This window comes from Polaribacter butkevichii, from assembly GCF_038024105.1.
GTDB lineage: Bacteria > Bacteroidota > Bacteroidia > Flavobacteriales > Flavobacteriaceae > Polaribacter > Polaribacter butkevichii.
The window spans coordinates 2,084,631-2,103,884 of the sequence record NZ_CP150661.1; the positions used below are offsets into that span (position 1 = coordinate 2,084,631).

14 protein-coding genes are annotated in these 19,254 nt (G+C 30.8%); 13 read left to right on the forward strand and 1 reads right to left on the reverse strand.

Annotation, left to right across the window (positions count from 1 at the left end; translation table 11 throughout):
• Window positions 1–30 precede the first annotated feature (30 nt).
• The 13 genes from msrA to WG951_RS08865 all read left to right on the forward strand — a co-directional run bounded on the left by msrA (window position 31) and on the right by WG951_RS08865 (window position 18,757).
• A complete protein-coding gene (msrA, locus tag WG951_RS08805) occupies window positions 31–567 on the forward strand; it encodes a peptide-methionine (S)-S-oxide reductase MsrA (RefSeq protein ID WP_105050155.1) in 537 nt (178 codons plus the stop codon).
• 66 nt (window positions 568–633) lie between these two features.
• Window positions 634–879 (forward strand): glutaredoxin family protein, encoded by a 246-nt coding sequence (locus tag WG951_RS08810; RefSeq protein ID WP_105050154.1) that lies wholly within the window; start codon window positions 634–636, stop codon window positions 877–879.
• Complete coding sequence (locus WG951_RS08815) at window positions 879–2,435, forward strand: protein adenylyltransferase SelO (RefSeq protein WP_105050153.1); 1,557 nt, start codon at window positions 879–881, stop codon at window positions 2,433–2,435. Before WG951_RS08810 ends, WG951_RS08815 begins: the two co-directional genes overlap by 1 nt.
• Before the next feature lie 70 nt (window positions 2,436–2,505).
• Complete coding sequence (locus WG951_RS08820; protein ID WP_105050152.1) at window positions 2,506–3,450, forward strand: aldo/keto reductase; 945 nt, start codon at window positions 2,506–2,508, stop codon at window positions 3,448–3,450.
• Window positions 3,441–3,959 (forward strand): peptide-methionine (S)-S-oxide reductase, encoded by a 519-nt coding sequence (locus WG951_RS08825; RefSeq protein ID WP_105050151.1) that lies wholly within the window; start codon window positions 3,441–3,443, stop codon window positions 3,957–3,959. Before WG951_RS08820 ends, WG951_RS08825 begins: the two co-directional genes overlap by 10 nt.
• A gap of 15 nt (window positions 3,960–3,974) precedes the next feature.
• Window positions 3,975–5,192, forward strand: a complete 1,218-nt coding sequence (locus WG951_RS08830) for a bifunctional alpha/beta hydrolase/OsmC family protein (protein ID WP_105050150.1) — start codon at window positions 3,975–3,977, stop codon at window positions 5,190–5,192.
• Between the two features lie 17 nt (window positions 5,193–5,209).
• Entirely contained in the window at window positions 5,210–5,479 is a 270-nt protein-coding gene (locus WG951_RS08835; RefSeq protein WP_105050149.1) for a hypothetical protein, read from the forward strand.
• Window positions 5,480–5,649: 170 nt separating this feature from the next.
• Window positions 5,650–10,689 (forward strand): translocation/assembly module TamB domain-containing protein, encoded by a 5,040-nt coding sequence (locus tag WG951_RS08840; RefSeq protein ID WP_245893545.1) that lies wholly within the window; start codon window positions 5,650–5,652, stop codon window positions 10,687–10,689.
• 7 nt (window positions 10,690–10,696) lie between these two features.
• Window positions 10,697–12,985, forward strand: a complete 2,289-nt coding sequence (locus WG951_RS08845; RefSeq protein WP_105050148.1) for a BamA/TamA family outer membrane protein — start codon at window positions 10,697–10,699, stop codon at window positions 12,983–12,985.
• 60 nt (window positions 12,986–13,045) lie between these two features.
• Window positions 13,046–14,065 carry an XdhC family protein gene (locus tag WG951_RS08850; RefSeq protein ID WP_105050147.1) on the forward strand — a complete coding sequence of 340 codons (1,020 nt, stop codon included), beginning with the start codon at window positions 13,046–13,048 and terminating at the stop codon, window positions 14,063–14,065.
• 4 nt (window positions 14,066–14,069) lie between these two features.
• Window positions 14,070–14,669, forward strand: coding sequence for a nucleotidyltransferase family protein (locus WG951_RS08855; protein WP_105050146.1), 600 nt, complete (start codon window positions 14,070–14,072; stop codon window positions 14,667–14,669).
• A gap of 14 nt (window positions 14,670–14,683) precedes the next feature.
• Window positions 14,684–18,376, forward strand: a complete 3,693-nt coding sequence (locus WG951_RS08860) for a metallophosphoesterase (RefSeq protein WP_105050145.1) — start codon at window positions 14,684–14,686, stop codon at window positions 18,374–18,376.
• A gap of 6 nt (window positions 18,377–18,382) precedes the next feature.
• A complete protein-coding gene (locus WG951_RS08865) occupies window positions 18,383–18,757 on the forward strand; it encodes a DUF423 domain-containing protein (RefSeq protein WP_105050144.1) in 375 nt (124 codons plus the stop codon).
• A gap of 159 nt (window positions 18,758–18,916) precedes the next feature.
• Here the strand turns inward: WG951_RS08865 and WG951_RS08870 are convergent, their stop codons facing one another.
• On the reverse strand, window positions 18,917–19,174 hold the full coding sequence (locus WG951_RS08870; protein ID WP_105050143.1) for a hypothetical protein: 258 nt from the start codon (window positions 19,172–19,174) through the stop codon (window positions 18,917–18,919).
• Window positions 19,175–19,254 lie beyond the last annotated feature (80 nt).

Here is a 19,254-nt window from a genome sequence, read left to right on the forward strand (position 1 = left end):
TTCTTCCTCGTAATGACAAAAAGGTATAAAATGAATAAAAATTTACAAACTACCACTTTAGGAGGTGGATGTTTTTGGTGTACAGAAGCTGTATTTCAAGAAGTAAAAGGTGTAGAAAAAGTAGTTTCTGGTTATACAGGAGGGATTGCTCCAGGCAAACCAACATACAGAGAAATTTGTTCTGGTTTAACAGGGCATGCAGAAGTAATTCAAATTACTTTTGATGCAAATATCATTTCTTATGAAGATGTTTTGGTTATTTTTATGACCACTCACGATCCTACAACCTTAAATCAACAAGGTGCAGATAGAGGAACTCAATATCGCTCTGTAATTTATTATCATAATGAACTTCAGCAAAAGATTGCTGATGAAGTTGTAAAACAAGTACAACCTTATTATGATGATAAAATTGTAACAGAAATTAGTCCGTTAGGTATTTTTTATGAAGCTGAAGAAGAGCATCAAAATTATTACAGAGAAAATACCCAACAAGGATATTGTAGTTTTGTAATTGCTCCAAAATTAGCTAAATTGAGAAAATTACACGCAGATAAAATAAAGTAATTAATGTCAGTCCGAGCGCAGTCGAGAACAAACAAAACCTTTCAACTGCGCTCAAAGACAAACGAAATGAAAAATAAAATCAAATTATTTGGCACAGAAAAATGCCATAAAACTCAATATTATAAAACATTTTTAGAAACGCGTAATTTAGATTACGCGTTTTTAGATATAGAAAGGTCTTTAGAAAATGCAGAGGAATTGCGTAACTTGTATGCCAATAGAAAGCTAAATTTCCCTACTATTACTATTAATGATAAAAAATTAAGAAACCCTTCGGATAAAGACCTTCTTAAATGGATTGATACATTATGATGAACCTAAACATAAAAGACACTTTTACGGCAGAAAACCCTTCGGATGTTAATTTAGAAAACACAAGAAGACAGGTAGAAAACGCTGCTTTTTCTTATGTAAACCCAAAGAAAACAGCAAAACCAGAAGTGCTACACGTTTCACCAGAAATGCTTACTGAATTGGGTATTTCTGAGGAAGACGCACAATCAGAATTTTTTAAAAATATTGTTACAGGAAACGAAATTTACCCAAATACAAAACCCTATGCCATGTGTTATGCAGGACATCAATTTGGCAATTGGGCAGGACAATTAGGCGATGGAAGAGCTATTAATTTGTTTGAAGTAGAACACCAAGATAAGAATTGGAAAGTACAATTAAAAGGCGCAGGCGAAACTCCGTATTCTAGAACGGCAGATGGTTTGGCGGTTTTACGATCATCCGTTAGAGAATATTTGTGTGCCGAAGCCATGTTTCATTTGGGTGTGCCAACCACAAGATCTTTGTCTTTAAGTTTGTCTGGCGACTCGGTACTACGAGATGTTTTATACGATGGAAATCCGGCTTACGAAAAAGGTGCAATTGTTTCTAGAGTTTCTCCTTCGTTTTTGCGTTTTGGTAGTTTCGAAATTTTTGCAGCTAGAAAAGACCTTAAAAACTTAAAAGGTTTGATGGATTATACCATCAAACATCATTTTACGCATTTAGGAAAGCCATCCAAAGAAACTTATATCAACTTTTTTAAAGAGGTTTCTGAACGTACTTTAAAAATGATTATTGATTGGCAACGTGTTGGTTTTGTACACGGAGTCATGAACACAGATAACATGTCTATTCTTGGTTTAACCATAGATTTCGGGCCTTATGGTTGGTTAGAAGGCTTCGATTTTGGTTGGACGCCAAATACAACCGACATTCAGCATAAACGCTATAGATACGGAAACCAACCCAATATTGGTTTGTGGAATTTGTATCAACTAGCCAATGCGTTGTATCCAATTATTGAAGAAGTAGACCCTTTAAATGCTATTTTAGAGCAATATAAAATCGATTTTGAAGTACAATCTTTACAGATGATGAAATCTAAATTAGGTTTATCTACTTCGGATGAAGACGATGCTAAATTGATTCAGAATTTAGAGGATACTTTACAATTGGTAGAAACAGATATGACGATCTTTTTTAGAAATTTAAGCAATTTCACAGATGATACATCGGGTTTAGAGTTGATAAAAGAAGCTTTTTACGATTTTGATAACATTTCTGATGAAGTAAAGAATAGTTGGAATTTGTGGTTCAAAAAATACGATGAAAGACTTCAAATAGAACGTGTTTCATCCGAAGAAAGAAAAGAAAAAATGGATTTGGTTAACCCTAAATATGTGCTTAGAAACTATATGTCTCAAATGGCAATTGATGAAGCAGATAAAGGAAATTACGCTTTAATTGATGAATTATTTCAACTCTTAAAAAAGCCATACGCAGCACAACCAGAAAACGAAAAATGGTTTGCAAAAAGACCAGAATGGGCAAGAAATAAAGTAGGTTGCTCTATGTTGTCTTGTAGTTCATAAAAACAAGACCTCAGAGGTTTAAAAAAACCTGCGAGGTCTGTGAAAAATAATATCAAAAAAATTAAAAAATATGCAATTAGGATTAGGAACCGCAGCTTTAGGAAGACCTCAATACATTAATGTTAGAACAGAAACTTGTGATAATTCTGACTTAACGGAATTTAGAAACCAAAGTTTTGCTGTTTTAGAAGAAGCCTATCAATTAGGGATTCGTTATTTTGATACCGCTCCTGGATATGGTTTAGCCGAAGAATTATTGTTAGAATGGATACAAACCAAAAGTGACAATTCTATTGAAGTTGCTACAAAATGGGGATATACATACACGGCAAATTTTGATGCAAATGCAACGATTCACGAGGTAAAAGAACATAGTTTATCTAAATTAAATGAGCAGTGGAATTTCTCTAAACAGCTGCTACCCTATTTAAAAGTGTATCAAATTCACTCTGCAACTTTAGAAACTGGAGTTTTAGAGAATACCGAAGTTTTAGAACAATTGGCTTCTTTAAAAAAGGAACATAATCTAAAAATAGGATTAACCACAACAGGAACCAACCAAGTTGAAGTTATTAAAAAAGCTTTAAATGTTTTGGTTGATGGAGCGCCGGTTTTTGATTTATTTCAAGTAACCTATAATTTTTTAGACCAAAGTTTCATAGAAATTTCAGCGGAATTAGTTCGTCAAAATAAATCGATTGTAATTAAAGAAGCTTTGGCAAATGGAAGGGTTTTTAAGAATGAAAACTATCCGAATTATACAGAAATGTATGCTACTTTAGAACGTTTAGCAAAAAAACACAACGTTGGTGTGGATGCTATTTCATTAAAATATTGCGTTCAAACAATTCCTGAAAGTACCGTTTTAAGTGGTGCTAGTTCTATTGAACAATTAAAACAGAATTTAGAAATGAATTCTTTTACCTTATCTGCTGATGATATAGAAACCTTAAATTCTTTAAAAGTTTCTCCAGATGCATACTGGACAGAAAGAAAAAAATTACAATGGAATTAACCAAAATTGCTTTTGGTGGTGGTTGTCATTGGTGTACAGAAGCTGTTTTTCAAGCTTTAGTTGGGGTAGTAAAAGTGGAACAAGGTTGGGTTTCGTCAACAGAAACAAATAATAGTTTTTCTGAGGCTGTTATTGTTCATTTTAATGTTGAAAAAATCAATTTAAAAACGCTTATTGAAATCCATTTATTAACGCATAAAAGTACGAGTAACCATTCTATGAGAACAAAATATCGGTCTGCGATCTATTATTTTTCTCATCAACAAAAAGAAGAAAGTATACAAATTATTGAAGAATTACAAGCAAGTTTCAGTGATAGCATTATTACTAAAATAGTAGAATTTAAAAATTTTAAACCTTCTACAGAAGCATTTCAAAATTATTATCAATCGAATCCAGATAAGCCATTTTGCAAGAATTATATCAACCCAAAGTTGAAACTTTTATTACAACAATTCTCTAAAAACGTAGACAAATGTAAAGTTCGTCACCTTATTTCGACTATTTAAAAAATCAAAAAAAGAATGAACACCGTAAGATTAGAAATTAAAAATAGAAAAGGCTTAAAATTACAAGCATATTTAGAATTACCTGCAAATCAGAAACCAAATCAATTTGCCATTTTTGCACACTGTTTTTCTTGCAATAGTAATTTTAATGCGGTAAAAAACATCAGCCGTTCTTTATCTACTCACGGTTTTGGTGTTTTACGTTTCGATTTTACAGGCTTAGGAAGAAGTGAAGGCGAATTTGCCGAAAGTCATTTTTCTGCCAACGTAGAAGATTTGTTAGATGTGAGTGCTTTTTTAGAAGAAAATTACAAAGCCCCCTCTTTATTGGTTGGTCATTCTTTAGGTGGAGCAGCAGTTATTGTAGCTGCATCAAAATTAAAAAATGTAAAAGCTGTGGCAACAGTTGGCGCACCAGCAACAGTGAGTCACGTAACACATTTATTTTCTCACGGATTAGAAGACATCCCAGAAAAAGGGGATGTTGAAGTTAAAATTGGAGGTCGTCCTTTTAAGATAAATCAAGAATTTGTAAACAATTTTCATAAAACAGATTTACCAAAAATCATCAAAGATTTACGCAAGCCAATTTTGGTAATGCACGCTCCTTTTGATAAAGTAGTGGGTATAGAAAATGCGCATGAAATTTATCATAATGCCATGCATCCAAAGAGTTTTGTAAGTTTAGATGATGCAGATCATTTATTATCAAAATCATCAGACAGCATTTATGTTGGTAATATGATTGGTACTTGGGTAGAGCGTTATTTTGAACCAGAAGAAAACAAAATGATTTCTACGGATGATGAGCAATTGGTTGGTCATTTAAACTTGTTAGAAGATAATTTTACAACATCCATTCAAACTAAAAAGCATTCTTTTATTGCTGATGAACCTACTAGTGTTGGTGGAGACGATTTTGGCCCTTCTCCGTATGATTTTTTAAGCGCCGGTTTAGCAGCTTGTACAGTAATGACCTTAAAAATGTATGCAGAGCGTAAAAAATGGAATTTACAAGAAGTCTTTGTGTACATCACTTACTCAAAAAAACATAGTGACGATTTAGATATTGATGTGGAAAAACCAACTCGTTTTGATCATTTACAAAAGAAATTAAAATTTGTTGGTAATTTAGATGATAAACAAAAACAACGCTTAAAAGAAATTGCAGCTAAATGCCCTGTTCACAAAACATTACAAAGTAAAATTATTATTGAAACTGAATTAATGTAACCTTAAAACCACAAAAGATGAATCTTATAGAAAATATTAAAAATTACTTTAACTCTAAAGTTCAAGGAAATACTTCTACAAAAGCACCTATTGGAATTTGCCCTAATTGTTGGGGAAAGCAAGAGTGGGAAGGAGAATTTTACAAACAAAATAAAGGAAATAAATTGGTTGGAAACGACCAAACTTATAACAACTTTATCAATAAAATTGTAGAAAGTAACATTACAGGTATTGTTATCAATAAAGACACCTATCAATGTGAAACTTGTAAAGTAGGCTACAAATAACAGCTTATATATGCGGTTCTTTTAAATCTAATCCATTTTTTATGATTCCTAAAATATGGATTTCCCTAAAATTGTTAAATTTTTAGCAAAAGAGTTAAAAGAATCTGATTTAAGGACAATTTGATTAACATTTGCAAGTTACATTTGCACAACTAAAATTGTCTAACACAGTGTCAAAAAAAGTAAAACATAAGAAATATCGATTTTTAAGAAGGTTTTTACGAATCTTTTTAGGAGGTATACTTTTTATTACTTTGTTGCTACTTTTTGTTAGAAGTCCTTGGGGACAAAGCATTATTGTAGATAAAGCCATAAACTTTGTTACCGACAAAACCAACACAAAAATTACTGTAGACAAGCTTTTTTTAACATTTAAAGGAGGATTGCAATTAGAGGGTTTGTATGTAGAAGATACCAAGGGAGACACCTTAATTTATTCTAAATCTTTAGAAGCAAACCTACCTCTTTGGTCTATGATTAAAGGAGATGCGGTTGGTATAGACAATTTAGAATGGCATGGTCTACATGCCAATATTATAAGAAAAGACACCCTTTCTGGCTATAATTTTCAGTTTTTAATAGATGCATTTGCATCAGAAGATTCTACTCCAGTTGTTGAAGAAACAGTTTCTGAACCTATAGATATTGTTCTTGGAAATCTTGATTTATCAGATATTAATATACTTTTTAAAGATGACGTATTAGGAATTGACAGCCATTTTAAAATTGGAAATCTAACTGCCAATATGGATAAAGTTGATTTGCAAAAATTGTTTTTTAATGCTGATAAAATTGCTCTTTCTAATTCAAATATTAGACTGATTCAGAAACCTGTAATTTCAAGTACTTCAACTACAGAAACTGTTTCACCTCTATTATCCATAAATAAATTATCTCTAAAAAATGTAAAAATAGATTATGAGAATCCACAGGATAAATTAATTGCTGATGTACATATTGATGAATTTTACACAGAAATTCCTGAAATTGATTTGTCTAAAAACAGCATTCATCTTACTACCGTTGAGCTTAAAAATTCTGATATTCTTTTAAAAACAGCTTCAAACAATGCTACAACCAATAATAGACCCGTTGTAAATAATAATGTAGCATTTGAATGGCCCAATTTTAATGTACAAATTACGGATGTAAATTTAGAAAACAACAAGGTTCAGTATTTTGTAAATAATGCAAAAATTGTTAAAAACAGCTTTAATCCGAATGCACTTGTTTTAGACGAATTCACCTTAAAAGCTTCCGATATTTTCTTGGAAGACAAAAAAGCAGGTTTGCAATTAATTGCTTTTAATTTTAAAGAAAAATCGGGATTTAGGTTAAAGAAATTTACACTAAACACAGAAATAACAGATACAGAATTAAAAGTCTCTGATCTAAAAATCAACTTAAATAAAAGTACGATTGCTGGTTTTGCAAACGCAAAATACAAGTCTATTTCTCAATTAATTTCATCACCAGAAAACACAAAAATTAACTTAGGAATTCCTAATTTCTCTATTTTTTTAGATGATTTTTTTACGTTTCAACCTAGTTTAAAACAAAATGAGTACATATCAAAATTAAGTAAAAAAGAGCTTTTTGGAAAAATAAATGTAAACGGAGTTTTAGCTGATTTAAATATTGCTAATACAAATTTAAATTGGGGAACTGCAACTAAAATGTCTTTAGATGGAAACATCAAAAACAGCACAAACCCAGATAAACTACAACTGAACATTGCTAATTTTACAGCAAAGACAAAACGAAATGACCTTTTAAAAATTGTAGATGAAAAAGCTTTTGGCATTCATTTACCTGAAGATATTTTAATAACGAGTAGCGCAAAAGGTACTTTAAAGAACATCAGTACAAATACACAAATAACAACATCACAAGGGCTTGCTACTCTTAAAGGAAGCTTTAAAAATCAAACTACAATTAGTTACAATGCAGATCTAAAAATTAATAATTATAATGTTGGGGCTCTTTTAATGAATCCTAATTTTGGGGAATTAAGCATCGCTTTAACATCCACAGGAAGTGGTAAAAACATGCAAGATTTAGACGCTACTTTAAATATAACTATTTCTAAATTTCAATTAGAAAAATATCTAATTAAAGATTTACATCTAGAAGGTGATGTGAAAAATGGCAAAGGAAAAATAACGTCTACTTATAAAGATGAAAATTTGAATTTAGATCTAAATGCCCTTGTAAATTTAGACTCTATAAATTCTAAAGCAACCGTAAATCTAAACTTAATTGGTGCCAATTTAGAAGCACTTGGCGTTATGCAACGTAAAGTAAAAACCGGCATGGAGCTTTCTTTAGACTTTGCAGGAAACACTGAAAATTACACAGTAAAAAGCAACATCAAAAACGGAGTTGTGGTCTATAATAATAGAACCTTTTTATTGGGTGATGTAACTGCCAATGCGTTTGTAGACAAAGACACAACAGCGGTTTCTGTTAAAAATAAAATGATTGATTTAAATTTAGAATCTAACACAGATCCACAAACATTTAGTACGGCATTACAGCGTCATGTTTCTAGTTATTTTTATAGAAATGTTACCCTTTCTGATACGATTACAAATCCTGTCAATTTAATTTTAAAAGCTAAAGTTTCGCAAACACCACTTTTAAAAGAGGTGTTTCTTGTCAATTTAAAAGAGTTAGACACTATACATGTTGATGTCAATTTTAAAGAAAAAGAAAGAAAATTGATAGCAAATATTACTGCTCCGCACATTAATTTTAGTGATAATAAATTAGATAGTTTGGCTTTTTCTATGCAAACAGATAAAGAAGATTTCATCTTTAATTTAGGTTTTAAAGAAATCACTGCAGGCCCTTTAAATGTGCCCAAAACAATCATTACAGGTACACAAAAAGACAACGAATTATCCCTTAACTTTTTAGGCTTTTATAAAGAAGAAAAATTGATGAATGTAAACACAACGATTACTGGTAACAGTGATAAATTAAAGTTTACAATAGACCAAGACAGTTTGTTTTTAAATAGTAATACTTGGAAAATTCCTAAAACCAATGCCATCTTTTTTGAAGAAAATAAACTTACATTTTCCGATTTTAAAATTAGCAAAGGCAAGCAATCTATAGAAATTACAGATAAAATTCCGCGTATTTCTAAAGATCATATTGCTATCAATTACAAAGATTTTCAAATCAATGAAGTTTTTAATTATTTAAGTCCAGAAAATGAAATTACCACAGGAATTTTAAATGGAGATTTTATTTTAGAACAACCTTTTGGAGATACTGGTATTATTGCCAATCTAAATATTAGTGAGCTACAAGTATTAAAAACTGACTTTGGGAAATTAAGTGTTGATGCCAAGTCTTTAGAAAACGGAAAGTATGATTTTAATGCCGCTTTAAAAGATGGAAGTATCGATTTAGACTTAAAAGGCGATTATTTGGTAGATAATAACGACGCCAATTTAAATTTAGATTTGTTGATTCATAGTTTTAAAATGAAAGCGTTAAACACCCTTTCACTCGGAGAAATTAAAGAAACTTCAGGTAGTTTTTCTGGCGATTTTAAAGTAACAGGCACAACATCTGATCCTAAATATAATGGAAATTTACTTTTTACAAATGCTGATTTTAAAGTTGCTAAATTAAACGCAAAATTCAATTTACAGAACGAAACTTTACAAGTAGACAACAGTGGTTTACATCTATCTAATTTTACCATATTAGATGCAGAAAAAAATTCGTTAGTGCTTTCTGGTGATATCAAAACGAAGAGTTTTATAAATCCTTCTTTTAATTTAGACGTTAAGGCGAATAAATTTAGAGTACTAAATGCCACCAAAGAAAATAACGAATCTTTGTACGGAAAAGTTTCTTTTAATGTTGATGCAAAACTAACTGGAGATTTACAAATCCCTAAATTAAATGCAAAACTAGTTGTTGGTTCAGACACAGATGTTACCTACGTACTACCTTCTAGTTATACAAATATTGAAGAAAGAGACGGTGTAGTTGCTTTTGTAAATAGAGAAAATCCGGAGGCTATTTTAACACAAAAAGAAGAGCAAACCGCTACAATTACTGGTTTTGATATAAAAGCATTGTTAAAAATTGATAAAAAAGCAGCCGTAAATATTATCATAGATAAAGAATCTGGTGATAATTTTAAGGTTTCTGGTGATGGTGATTTTATCTTTCTAATGAACCCTAATGGACGTTTGTCTTTAACGGGTGCTTATGAAGTTTCCGAAGGATATTACCAACTGAATTTATACAATGTGGTAGATAGAAAATTTGTGTTGGTTCCTGGAAGTAGAATTTCTTGGGCCGGAGATCCTTTTGATGCAAAATTAGACATCCGCACAAAGTATACATTAAAAACCTCTGCATCAGATTTAATGGCTTCTCAAACTTCTGGCGAAGATTCATCAACAAAAAACAAGTACAAACAAGTATTGCCGTTTAATGTGTATTTAAATATTGCAGGTGAATTATTGCAACCAAAAATATCTTTTAATTTAGACATGCCAGAAGAGCAACAAGGTGCAATAAGCGGTCAGGTTTACGAGCGTGTACAACAAATTAATCAACAAGAAGAAGAATTAAATAAACAGGTTTTTTCTTTGTTAGTTTTAAATCGATTTTATCCAGATGCTGGAAGTGATGGTAGTTCTGGTGGGTTTGCAACCATTGCTAGAAACAATTTAAATGATGCTGTTTCTGGGCAATTAAATACTTTTTCTAATAAAATTTTAGGGGGTTCTGGTATCGAATTAGATTTTGGATTAAATAGTTTTACAGATTACCAAGGAGATACACCAACAGATAGAACGCAATTAGATGTTGCGGCTCAGAAAAAATTATTTAACGATCGTTTAACGGTAAGAGTTGGTAGCGAAGTAGACATACAAGGTAGTAGCACTACAGAAGAAAAATCTCCTTTAATTGGTAATGTAAGTTTAGAGTATAAAATTACTGAGGATGGTAGATATCGCCTTAGAGGTTTTAGAAAAAGTGAATTTGAAAATGTCATAGACGGACAAATAATTGTAAACGGAATTGCATTGATTTTTACCAAAGAATTTAACGAATTTCATCAACTTTGGAATTCTATTTTACGCTCAGAAAAAGACAAAAAGAACGTAAAAGACAAACAAGTTAAAACAACACCAAAACTAATTAAGAACAATGATGATTCAGAACCTAAAAAGTAATTAAAATTTGAAAGCATCCTATAAAAAACATTCTTTTATAATTCTACTATTCGTATTTATTTACGGCTGTGGTATTAAAAAATACATTCCAGAAAACAAACGTTTGTACACGGGTGCTTCTATAGAAATTGAAGCAGACTCAACCGTACAAAAAGTAAGTGAATTAAAACAAAGTTTATCTTCTGTATTAAGTCAACAACCCAATACAAAGTTTTTAGGGATGCACCTTGGCTTGTATTATTACTATAAAAATCAGCAAGAAAAAACCAACTTTTTAAATAGATGGTTGTATAAAAAAATAGGTCAAAAACCGGTGTATCAATCAGATGTAAATGCCATTGAAAATAAAGAAATTTTAAGAAATAAATTAGAAAATTATGGTTTTTTCTATAGCTCTATTGCGTCTAGTTTTAAAGAAAAGAAAAAGGAAGCATCTATAGTATATCGTTTAAAAATACCTGCTCCTTATAAAATGGCTACTTACCAAATAGACTCTATGGTTTCGCCTATTTATAAAGACATTAAAAACCTAAGTACAACATCTCCAATTAAAAAAGAGATGCGTTTTAACTTGGGGAATTTAAAACTAGAAAGACTACGATTAGATGCCGAATTAAAGAACAAAGGATATTATAATTTTAATTCGGATTTTTTACTATTTGAAGCGGACACCAACAGATATAAAAGTAAAAAATTCGATTTATTCTTAAAATTAAAAGCAAACGTACCTAAAAAAGCAACCGTTCCTTATCAAATTAAAAACATCAATGTATATCCGAATTATAGTTTAAATGATTCTACAGAAGTAAAAGGCATTCGTTATCAAGATAAAAACTATTATCAAGACACCTTATTTTTTAATCCAAAATATTTAGATGAATTTATCACCTTAAAAGAAGGCGCTCTTTTTAATCCAGAAACTTCTAAAAACACCGCCAGAAGGCTTTCTTCCATTGGTGCATATAAGTTTGTAAACATTCAGTATAAAGAAATAAAAGATGCTATTACAGATACCTTAGCTAGTTTAGAAGCCAACATTTTTTTATCACCCTTAACCAAACGCGCCGTACGTGCAGAATTACAAGCCGTTACCAAATCTAACAATTTTGCAGGTCCAGAGCTATCATTAACCTATAGCAATAGAAACTTATTTAAAGGAGGAGAAACGTTAAACATTAGTACAAATATTGGTTATGAAACCCAAATTTCTAGTGGTAATACGGGGTTAAGTAGTTTAGAATTGGGCCTTAAAGGAGAACTTATTTTCCCTAGAGTTATAGCGCCATTTTCTATCAATAAAGATTATTTCGATTATTCAATTCCCAAAACAAAAGTAAGTTTAAGTGCCACCTATTTAAACAGAAGTCAATTATACACCTTATTATCTGGTACAGCTCTTTTTGGGTATACTTGGAATGCAAATAAATATATTACATACGAGGTAAATCCTATTTCTGTAAATTATACGCGTCTATCAAATACGACTGCAGCGTTTCAAGAAATTTTAGATAACAACTCTTATTTACAGAGCAGTTTTGATCAGCAATTTATAAGCGGACTTACCTTTTCTTTTACCTACAATGAAATGTTGAATGCCGCCAAAAGCCATCAATTTTATTTACAATCTACCTTAGATGTGGCTGGTAATTCTATTAGTTTATTTGATAAAAAAACAACAGAAACGAATACTTTTTTAGGGTTGGAATATGCACAATATGCAAAAGCAGATGTTGATGCAAGATATCATTATAATTTTGGTGCTAAAAAAGGGCAAACAATTGCTGCTAGAATCTTTGCTGGTTATGGTTATGCGTATGGCAATTCTGATGTAATTCCGTTTGTAAAACAATATTATTCTGGTGGCCCATATAGCGTTAGAGCATTTAGTATTCGATCTCTTGGGCCCGGAACTTATAATGACAATGATACAAACACTGCAAGTTCTTTTTTTGATAAAACAGGTAATGTTCGGTTAGAAGCTAATTTAGAATACCGTTTTCCTATTTATTCCTTTCTTAAAGGAGCTGTTTTTGCGGATGCCGGAAATGTTTGGAACACCGTTTCTAATTCTGATTTTAATGATCGTGATGGTAATGTTAGAGACAAATTTACGTCCAACTTTATAAATGAATTAGGAATGGGTGCTGGTTTTGGTTTGCGAATAGATGTACAGGGTTTTGTAATTCGTTTCGATTTAGCGGCTCCGTTTCATGATCCTTCTTTAGAAGAAGGAAAACGTTGGGACTTTAGAGCAGATGAACCTGTTTTTAACTTTGCAATTGGTTATTCTTTTTAGAATCATCAAAATAAAAGGATTAAACGTTTTATATTTAGATTTTAATATTAGTTTTTATCAATGAATCACGAACTTAAAGAAATTATCAATCAGGCAGTTATCAATCAACAAAAAGGATTGAAAAATGTATTGGCAACTGTTGTCCATTTAGAGGGTTCTTCTTACAGAAAACCAGGGGTAAGAATGTTAATTTCTGAAGATTTAAACTCCGTTGGTGCTGTTAGTGGTGGTTGTGTAGAAAAAGAAATTATACACAGAGCTAAAAGTGTTTTTGCTGATAACAAACCAAAAGTGATTACCTACGATGGACGATATAAATTAGGCTGCGAAGGTATTTTATATGTTTTAATTGAACCTTTTTTAATTTCTAACGCCTTTATAAATCAGTTTTCTGATGCAAATTCTAAAAGAGAAACCATCAAAATTGAAAGCCATTTTACAAAAGAAAATGAAGCTTTTGGCAACTTTGGTTCTGTAGTTACTTTTAACAATAAAGAACAATTTGTATTTTCAGACCACTTCAATTTTCAGCATAAAAAAGAAGTAGACGTTTACACTCAAATTTTACAACCCCGTTTTAGATTGATTATAATTGGTGGTGAACACGATGCTGTTAAATTATGTAAAGTAGCTGCTACTTTAGGTTGGGAGATAGATGTAATTACCTGCGTAAAAGATAGCAAACAACTAAAAGATTTCCCTGGGGCGAATTCAGTTGTTGGTGATTCTCCAGAAAGTATTCAGTTTAAAAATATTGAAGAAAATACTGCCATTGTAATTATGAATCATAGTTATGTACAGGATTTAAAATATGTAGTAAAACTGTCTGAATACACCCCAAAATATATTGGTGTTTTAGGTGCACCAAACAGAAGAGAACGTTTATTTAACGAACTTTTTGATTTTGTACCAGATCTTTCAGATACTTTTTTAGACAATATTTACACACCAGCAGGTTTGCATATTGGCGCACAAACTCCAGAAGAAATTGCGGTTTCTATTGTTGCAGAAATTCTATCTGTTATTAGAGAAAAGAAACCCTTTTCTTTAAGAAATCTTACAGGTAAAATAAACAACTAAATTGATGAAAAATATTGCAATTTTAGTGTTAGCTGCAGGAAAATCATCTAGAATGAATGGTATAAAACAGTTAGAAAAAATCAATAATAAAACACTTTTAGAGATAAGTTTAGAGAATATTAAAACTGTTTTTCCTTCAACAATTCATTGTGTTTTAGGCGCAAATGCGGATAAAATAAAATCTGAAATAGATACAAACAATATCGAATTTATTAAGAATGATCATTTCGAAAATGGATTGAGTTCTAGCATCGTTGCTGGTATCAATTATTTTAAAAAAAAGAAACATCATTTTGAGGGTGTTTTTATTTTATTAGCAGATCAACCCGCAATTGAAGTTCGGTATTTAGAAGAAATGTTACATTTATTTCAACAAAATAAAGAGGTAATTATCGCTTCCAATTATGGAGAAAAATTAGGGGTTCCGGCTATTTTTCCTGAAAAATATTTTTCCGATTTATTACTGATAAAAGGAGATAAAGGAGCAAAAGACTTCATCAACAGTAGAACAGAAAAAGTGCTATATCCTAAACGAACCACTAACTTCTTAGATATAGATACCAAAGAAGATTTACATCAATATAAAAATTCAATTTTAAAATAGTTATTTTCGTACTTATGAAATTATTCAAATATGCTGTCTTCACGTTACTTTTTTTATTGATTTCCGCTTGTGCAACCATAAAAAAGCAAATTGCAGAAAATCAACCTAAGGTAATTAAAAAGGATAGTTCTAAAATTGAACATACTTTTTATTTAATTGGAGATGCAGGAAACTCAACGTTAGAAGAAGATTCACCTGCTTTAAAATATTTAAACAAGCATATTAAAAACGCTTCAGAAAAGTCAACTTTACTTTTTTTAGGCGATAACGTGTATGAAACGGGTATTCCTAAAAAATCATCTAAAAACTATCCTTTAGCCAAAAGAAGAATAGAAGCACAAACCAATGTTGCCAAAGAGTTTAAAGGAAACTCCATTTTTATTCCTGGTAATCATGATTGGTATCATGGTTTAGATGGTCTAAAAAGAGAAGAAAAACTAGTTGAAAAAGCATTGGGAAAATCAGCTTTTTTACCGAATAATGGTTGTCCGTTAGAAAAAGTTAATATTTCTGATGACATTGTTTTAATTATTGTAGATACACATTGGTATTTAACAAATTGGGACAAGCACCCAACAATAAATGACGACTGTGAAATTAAAACAAGAACGAAATTTTTTGATGAATTTGAAGGTTTAATAAAAAAAGCAAGAGGAAAAACAACCATTGTAGCGCTGCATCACCCAATGTTTACAAACGGTTCTCATGGAGGAAAATATTCTTTTAAAAGTCATACAAATCCGTTACCAATTCTAGGTTCTCTTAAAAATTTAATTAGAAAAACATCCGGACTTTCAAATACCGACATTCAAAATAAAAAATACAACGAGCTTAGAAAACGCATAATAACGCTTTCTCAAGAAAATGATAAAACTATTTTTGTTTCTGGTCACGATCATAATTTACAATACATTGTAGAAGACAATCTTCCGCAAATAGTTAGTGGTTCTGGTTCTAAAACAACACCAACAAAATTATCTGGCAATGCTAAATTTACATATGCTGCACAAGGTTTTGCTAAATTAAATATTTACAAAGATGGTTCTTCTAACGTTCGTTTTTATACTGTAAAAGATGATAAAGTTGTTTATGAAACCAACGTTTTACCAGCAAATGAAAAGAAAAACTACACCACGTTTCCTAAAAGCAACATTACAGAGAAAAAATCTTCTATTTATACCAAAGAAGAAATTGATAAAAGCGGCGTTTATCGTTTTTTATGGGGAAAGCGTTACAGAAAATATTTTGGTACAGAAGTAAATGCACCAACCGTAAATTTAGACACCCTTTTTGGTGGTTTACGACCTGTTAGAAAAGGTGGTGGTCATCAATCTAAATCTTTAAGACTAAAGGATAAAAAAGGAAGAGAATATGTAATGCGTGCCTTGCGTAAAAATGCAGTACAATATTTACAAGCTGTAGCCTTTAAAGACCAATATATAGAAGGCCAATTTAATGATACGGCTACAGAAGATTTATTAAGTGATGTTTTTACAGGCTCACATCCGTATGCGCCTTTTACTATTGGTAAATTATCTGATGCTGTTGGCGTTTATCATACAAATCCGGTTTTATACTACATACCAAAACAAAATAGTTTGGGGAGTTTTAATACTGAATTTGGTGATGAATTATACATGATAGAAGAACGTGCTTCTTCTGGTCATGGAGACAAAGAAAGCTTTGGTTTTTCTAATGAATTAATTAGTACAGACGATTTACTAAAAAAATTAAATAAAAACGAAAACCATATTTTAGATGAAAAATCTTACATAAGAGCGCGTTTATTTGATATGCTAATTGGAGATTGGGATAGACATGAAGACCAATGGAGATGGGCTGAATTTGAAGAAGGAGAGCAAACTATTTACAGACCCGTGCCTAGAGATAGAGATCAGGCATTTTCTATTTTTGGTGATGGATTTTTATTGAGTGTTGCTACAAAAATAATACCTACTTTACGATTAATGCAATCTTATGAAGAAGAATTAAATAGCCCTAAATGGTTTAATTTAGAGCCTTATCCTTTAGACATGGCCTTAATTACCACCGCAAATAAAGCCGATTGGGATGCACAAGTAAAGAGGATAACTACACACCTTACAGATGCAATAATAGACGATGCTTTTACTAATTTTCCTATTGAAGTAAGAGATAAAACAGTAGCAGAAATAAAAACAAAACTACAAGGTAGAAGACGAAATTTACAGAAAATCTCTGATACTTATTTTGATCATATCAATAAGTTTCAGGTAATAAAAGGAACAAATAAAGATGATTGGTTTGATATTGATAGATTGCCTAATGGTAAAACAAAAATTACAGGATATCGCATTATAAAAGGAGAAAAAGGTACTGTTTTTCATGAACGAACGTATCACAAATCTAAAACCAAAGAAATTTGGATTTATGGTTTAGATGATGATGATCATTTTGTAGTGAAAGGAGAAGATAAAAACTTAATTAAGGTTAGAATTATTGGCGGTCAAAACAATGATGTTTACAATATTATAAACGGTAAAAAAGTAAAAATTTACGATTACAAATCGAAGAAAAACACGTTTATCACCAATAAAGGAAACAGAAAACTGACGGATGATTACGAAACAAATATCTATGATTACAGAAAGCTTAAAAACAATCAATTTTTAATATCACCAACTATTGGCTTTAATCCGGATGATGGTGTAAAAATTGGCGTTTCTAATATATATACCGCTTATGGCTTTGAGAGAAACCCATTTACATCTCAACACACACTAAATGCAGCATTCTATTTTGCAACAAGCGGTTTTGAATTGAATTATTCGAGCGAGTTTGCAAACGTTTTTAAGAATTGGAATCTTGGTATAAATGCACGCTTTACGAGTCCTAATTTTGCAATGAATTATTTTGGAATTGGAAACAACACCATAAACCCAAATGCAAACCATGAAGAAGAGGAGGAAGAATACAATAGAGTTAGAATAAGAGAAATTACGGCAGGTTCTTTTATTCATTGGAAAGGAGATTTGGGAGCCAAAATTAAAGTTGGTGTAAATTTGCAAAACTATAAAGTAGAAAAAACAGCCTATAGATTTATAATTAAGGAATTTGATACCGATAATGATATTTTTAAAAACCAACAATTTATAAATACCGAGGCGAGTTATCTTTTTGAAAATGCAGATAACAATGCCTACCCAACAATGGGGATGAAAACATCTTTAAAAGTAGGTTATACTTCTAACTTAAATAATAACAATAACTTTGGGTATTTAGTTCCTGCTGTTTCTTTTGATCACAAATTAGTTTCTAGCGGAAAATTAGTATTTGCTACCAAAGCAAAAAGTCATTTTAATTTTGGAGATTCTTATGAGTTTTATCAAGCAGCAAGTATTGGTGGTAATGATGGTTTAAGAGGATTTAGAAACCAACGATTTACGGGTAAAAATTCGTTTTATCAATCTACAGATGTCCGTTTACTTTTAAACAAAGTTAAAACAAGTTTAGCACCTTTAAATATTGGTATTTATAGTGGTTTTGATTACGGTAGAATTTGGGGACAACAAAACAATACAACAAACCTAGAGCGTAATAAAGATTGGAATACTTCTTACGGAGGTGGCGTTTTCTTTAATGCTGCGAACATGTTAGTAGCAAATATTGCTGCATTTAATAGTGATGATGGCTTTAGAGTAACCGTTAATTTAGGATTCAATTTTTAACAAACTATGGATAAAATAGCATTAATTTCAGGAGCAATTTTTGGACTAACAGCCGTAATTTTTGGTGCATTTGGTGCACACCTTTTAAAGAAAAAATTAAATACAGAGCAATTACAAAGTTTTGAAACAGGTGTAAAATACCAAATGTATCATGCAATCGTTTTACTTGTTTTAGGTTTTCAATTAAACCAACAACTCACTTTAGACAACTACATTGTTTACTTCTTTATCATTGGAATCCTTTTATTTTCATTTTCTATTTATGGACTCGTTCTTTCATCTGCCAATAATAAAAAGCTGAAATTTTTAGGCCCAATTACACCTTTAGGTGGTTTGTGTTTAGTATTGGCTTGGGGATTGTTAATTTATAGATTTATATAAGCAATAAAAAAATAGCTGTAAACCTATTTATTTTCAGCTATTTTTATAAATTGATTACCTATAAAATTAAAATACAAACAGAAGAAAAAATATAGAACTATATAGAAAAAAGAGTAATAATTCTAACCTATAATATTTTAGATATTTCATCTTAAAGAATTAAAGTACAGTAGATAGTTTTATTGTTTTTCCGCACTGTTTAGAAGTTATTTTAAAAATAACTTTACCTTTTTTTCCTTTACTAGCCCAACAAACTTCTTTACCAACATTGCAACCAATACTTGTACTAGAACCTTTATTTAAAGACACAAAACCAGTACCTGTATAAATACTTACTTTGTTTTTTGTATCATTTATTAATTTAAAACTACTACCAATTACAACCTCTATTTTAGGTTGGTTTTCTTTTGAATTCATCTTGGTTTCCGTAAAAAATAAGAAGGAAAAAAGACTAAATGCTAAAACGAATACTTTCATAACTTTTATTTTTTTTATTA

Coding starts and splice junctions, on each gene's coding strand:
- msrA (WP_105050155.1), top strand. CDS start 31: ATGAATAAAAATTTACAAACTACCACTTTAGGAGGTGGATGTTTTTGG.
- WG951_RS08870 (WP_105050143.1), bottom strand. CDS start 19,174: ATGAATTCAAAAGAAAACCAACCTAAAATAGAGGTTGTAATTGGTAGT.
- WG951_RS08855 (WP_105050146.1), top strand. CDS start 14,070: ATGAAAAATATTGCAATTTTAGTGTTAGCTGCAGGAAAATCATCTAGA.
- WG951_RS08815 (WP_105050153.1), top strand. CDS start 879: ATGAACCTAAACATAAAAGACACTTTTACGGCAGAAAACCCTTCGGAT.
- WG951_RS08860 (WP_105050145.1), top strand. CDS start 14,684: ATGAAATTATTCAAATATGCTGTCTTCACGTTACTTTTTTTATTGATT.
- WG951_RS08825 (WP_105050151.1), top strand. CDS start 3,441: ATGGAATTAACCAAAATTGCTTTTGGTGGTGGTTGTCATTGGTGTACA.
- WG951_RS08830 (WP_105050150.1), top strand. CDS start 3,975: ATGAACACCGTAAGATTAGAAATTAAAAATAGAAAAGGCTTAAAATTA.
- WG951_RS08820 (WP_105050152.1), top strand. CDS start 2,506: ATGCAATTAGGATTAGGAACCGCAGCTTTAGGAAGACCTCAATACATT.
- WG951_RS08835 (WP_105050149.1), top strand. CDS start 5,210: ATGAATCTTATAGAAAATATTAAAAATTACTTTAACTCTAAAGTTCAA.
- WG951_RS08850 (WP_105050147.1), top strand. CDS start 13,046: ATGAATCACGAACTTAAAGAAATTATCAATCAGGCAGTTATCAATCAA.
- WG951_RS08865 (WP_105050144.1), top strand. CDS start 18,383: ATGGATAAAATAGCATTAATTTCAGGAGCAATTTTTGGACTAACAGCC.
- WG951_RS08810 (WP_105050154.1), top strand. CDS start 634: ATGAAAAATAAAATCAAATTATTTGGCACAGAAAAATGCCATAAAACT.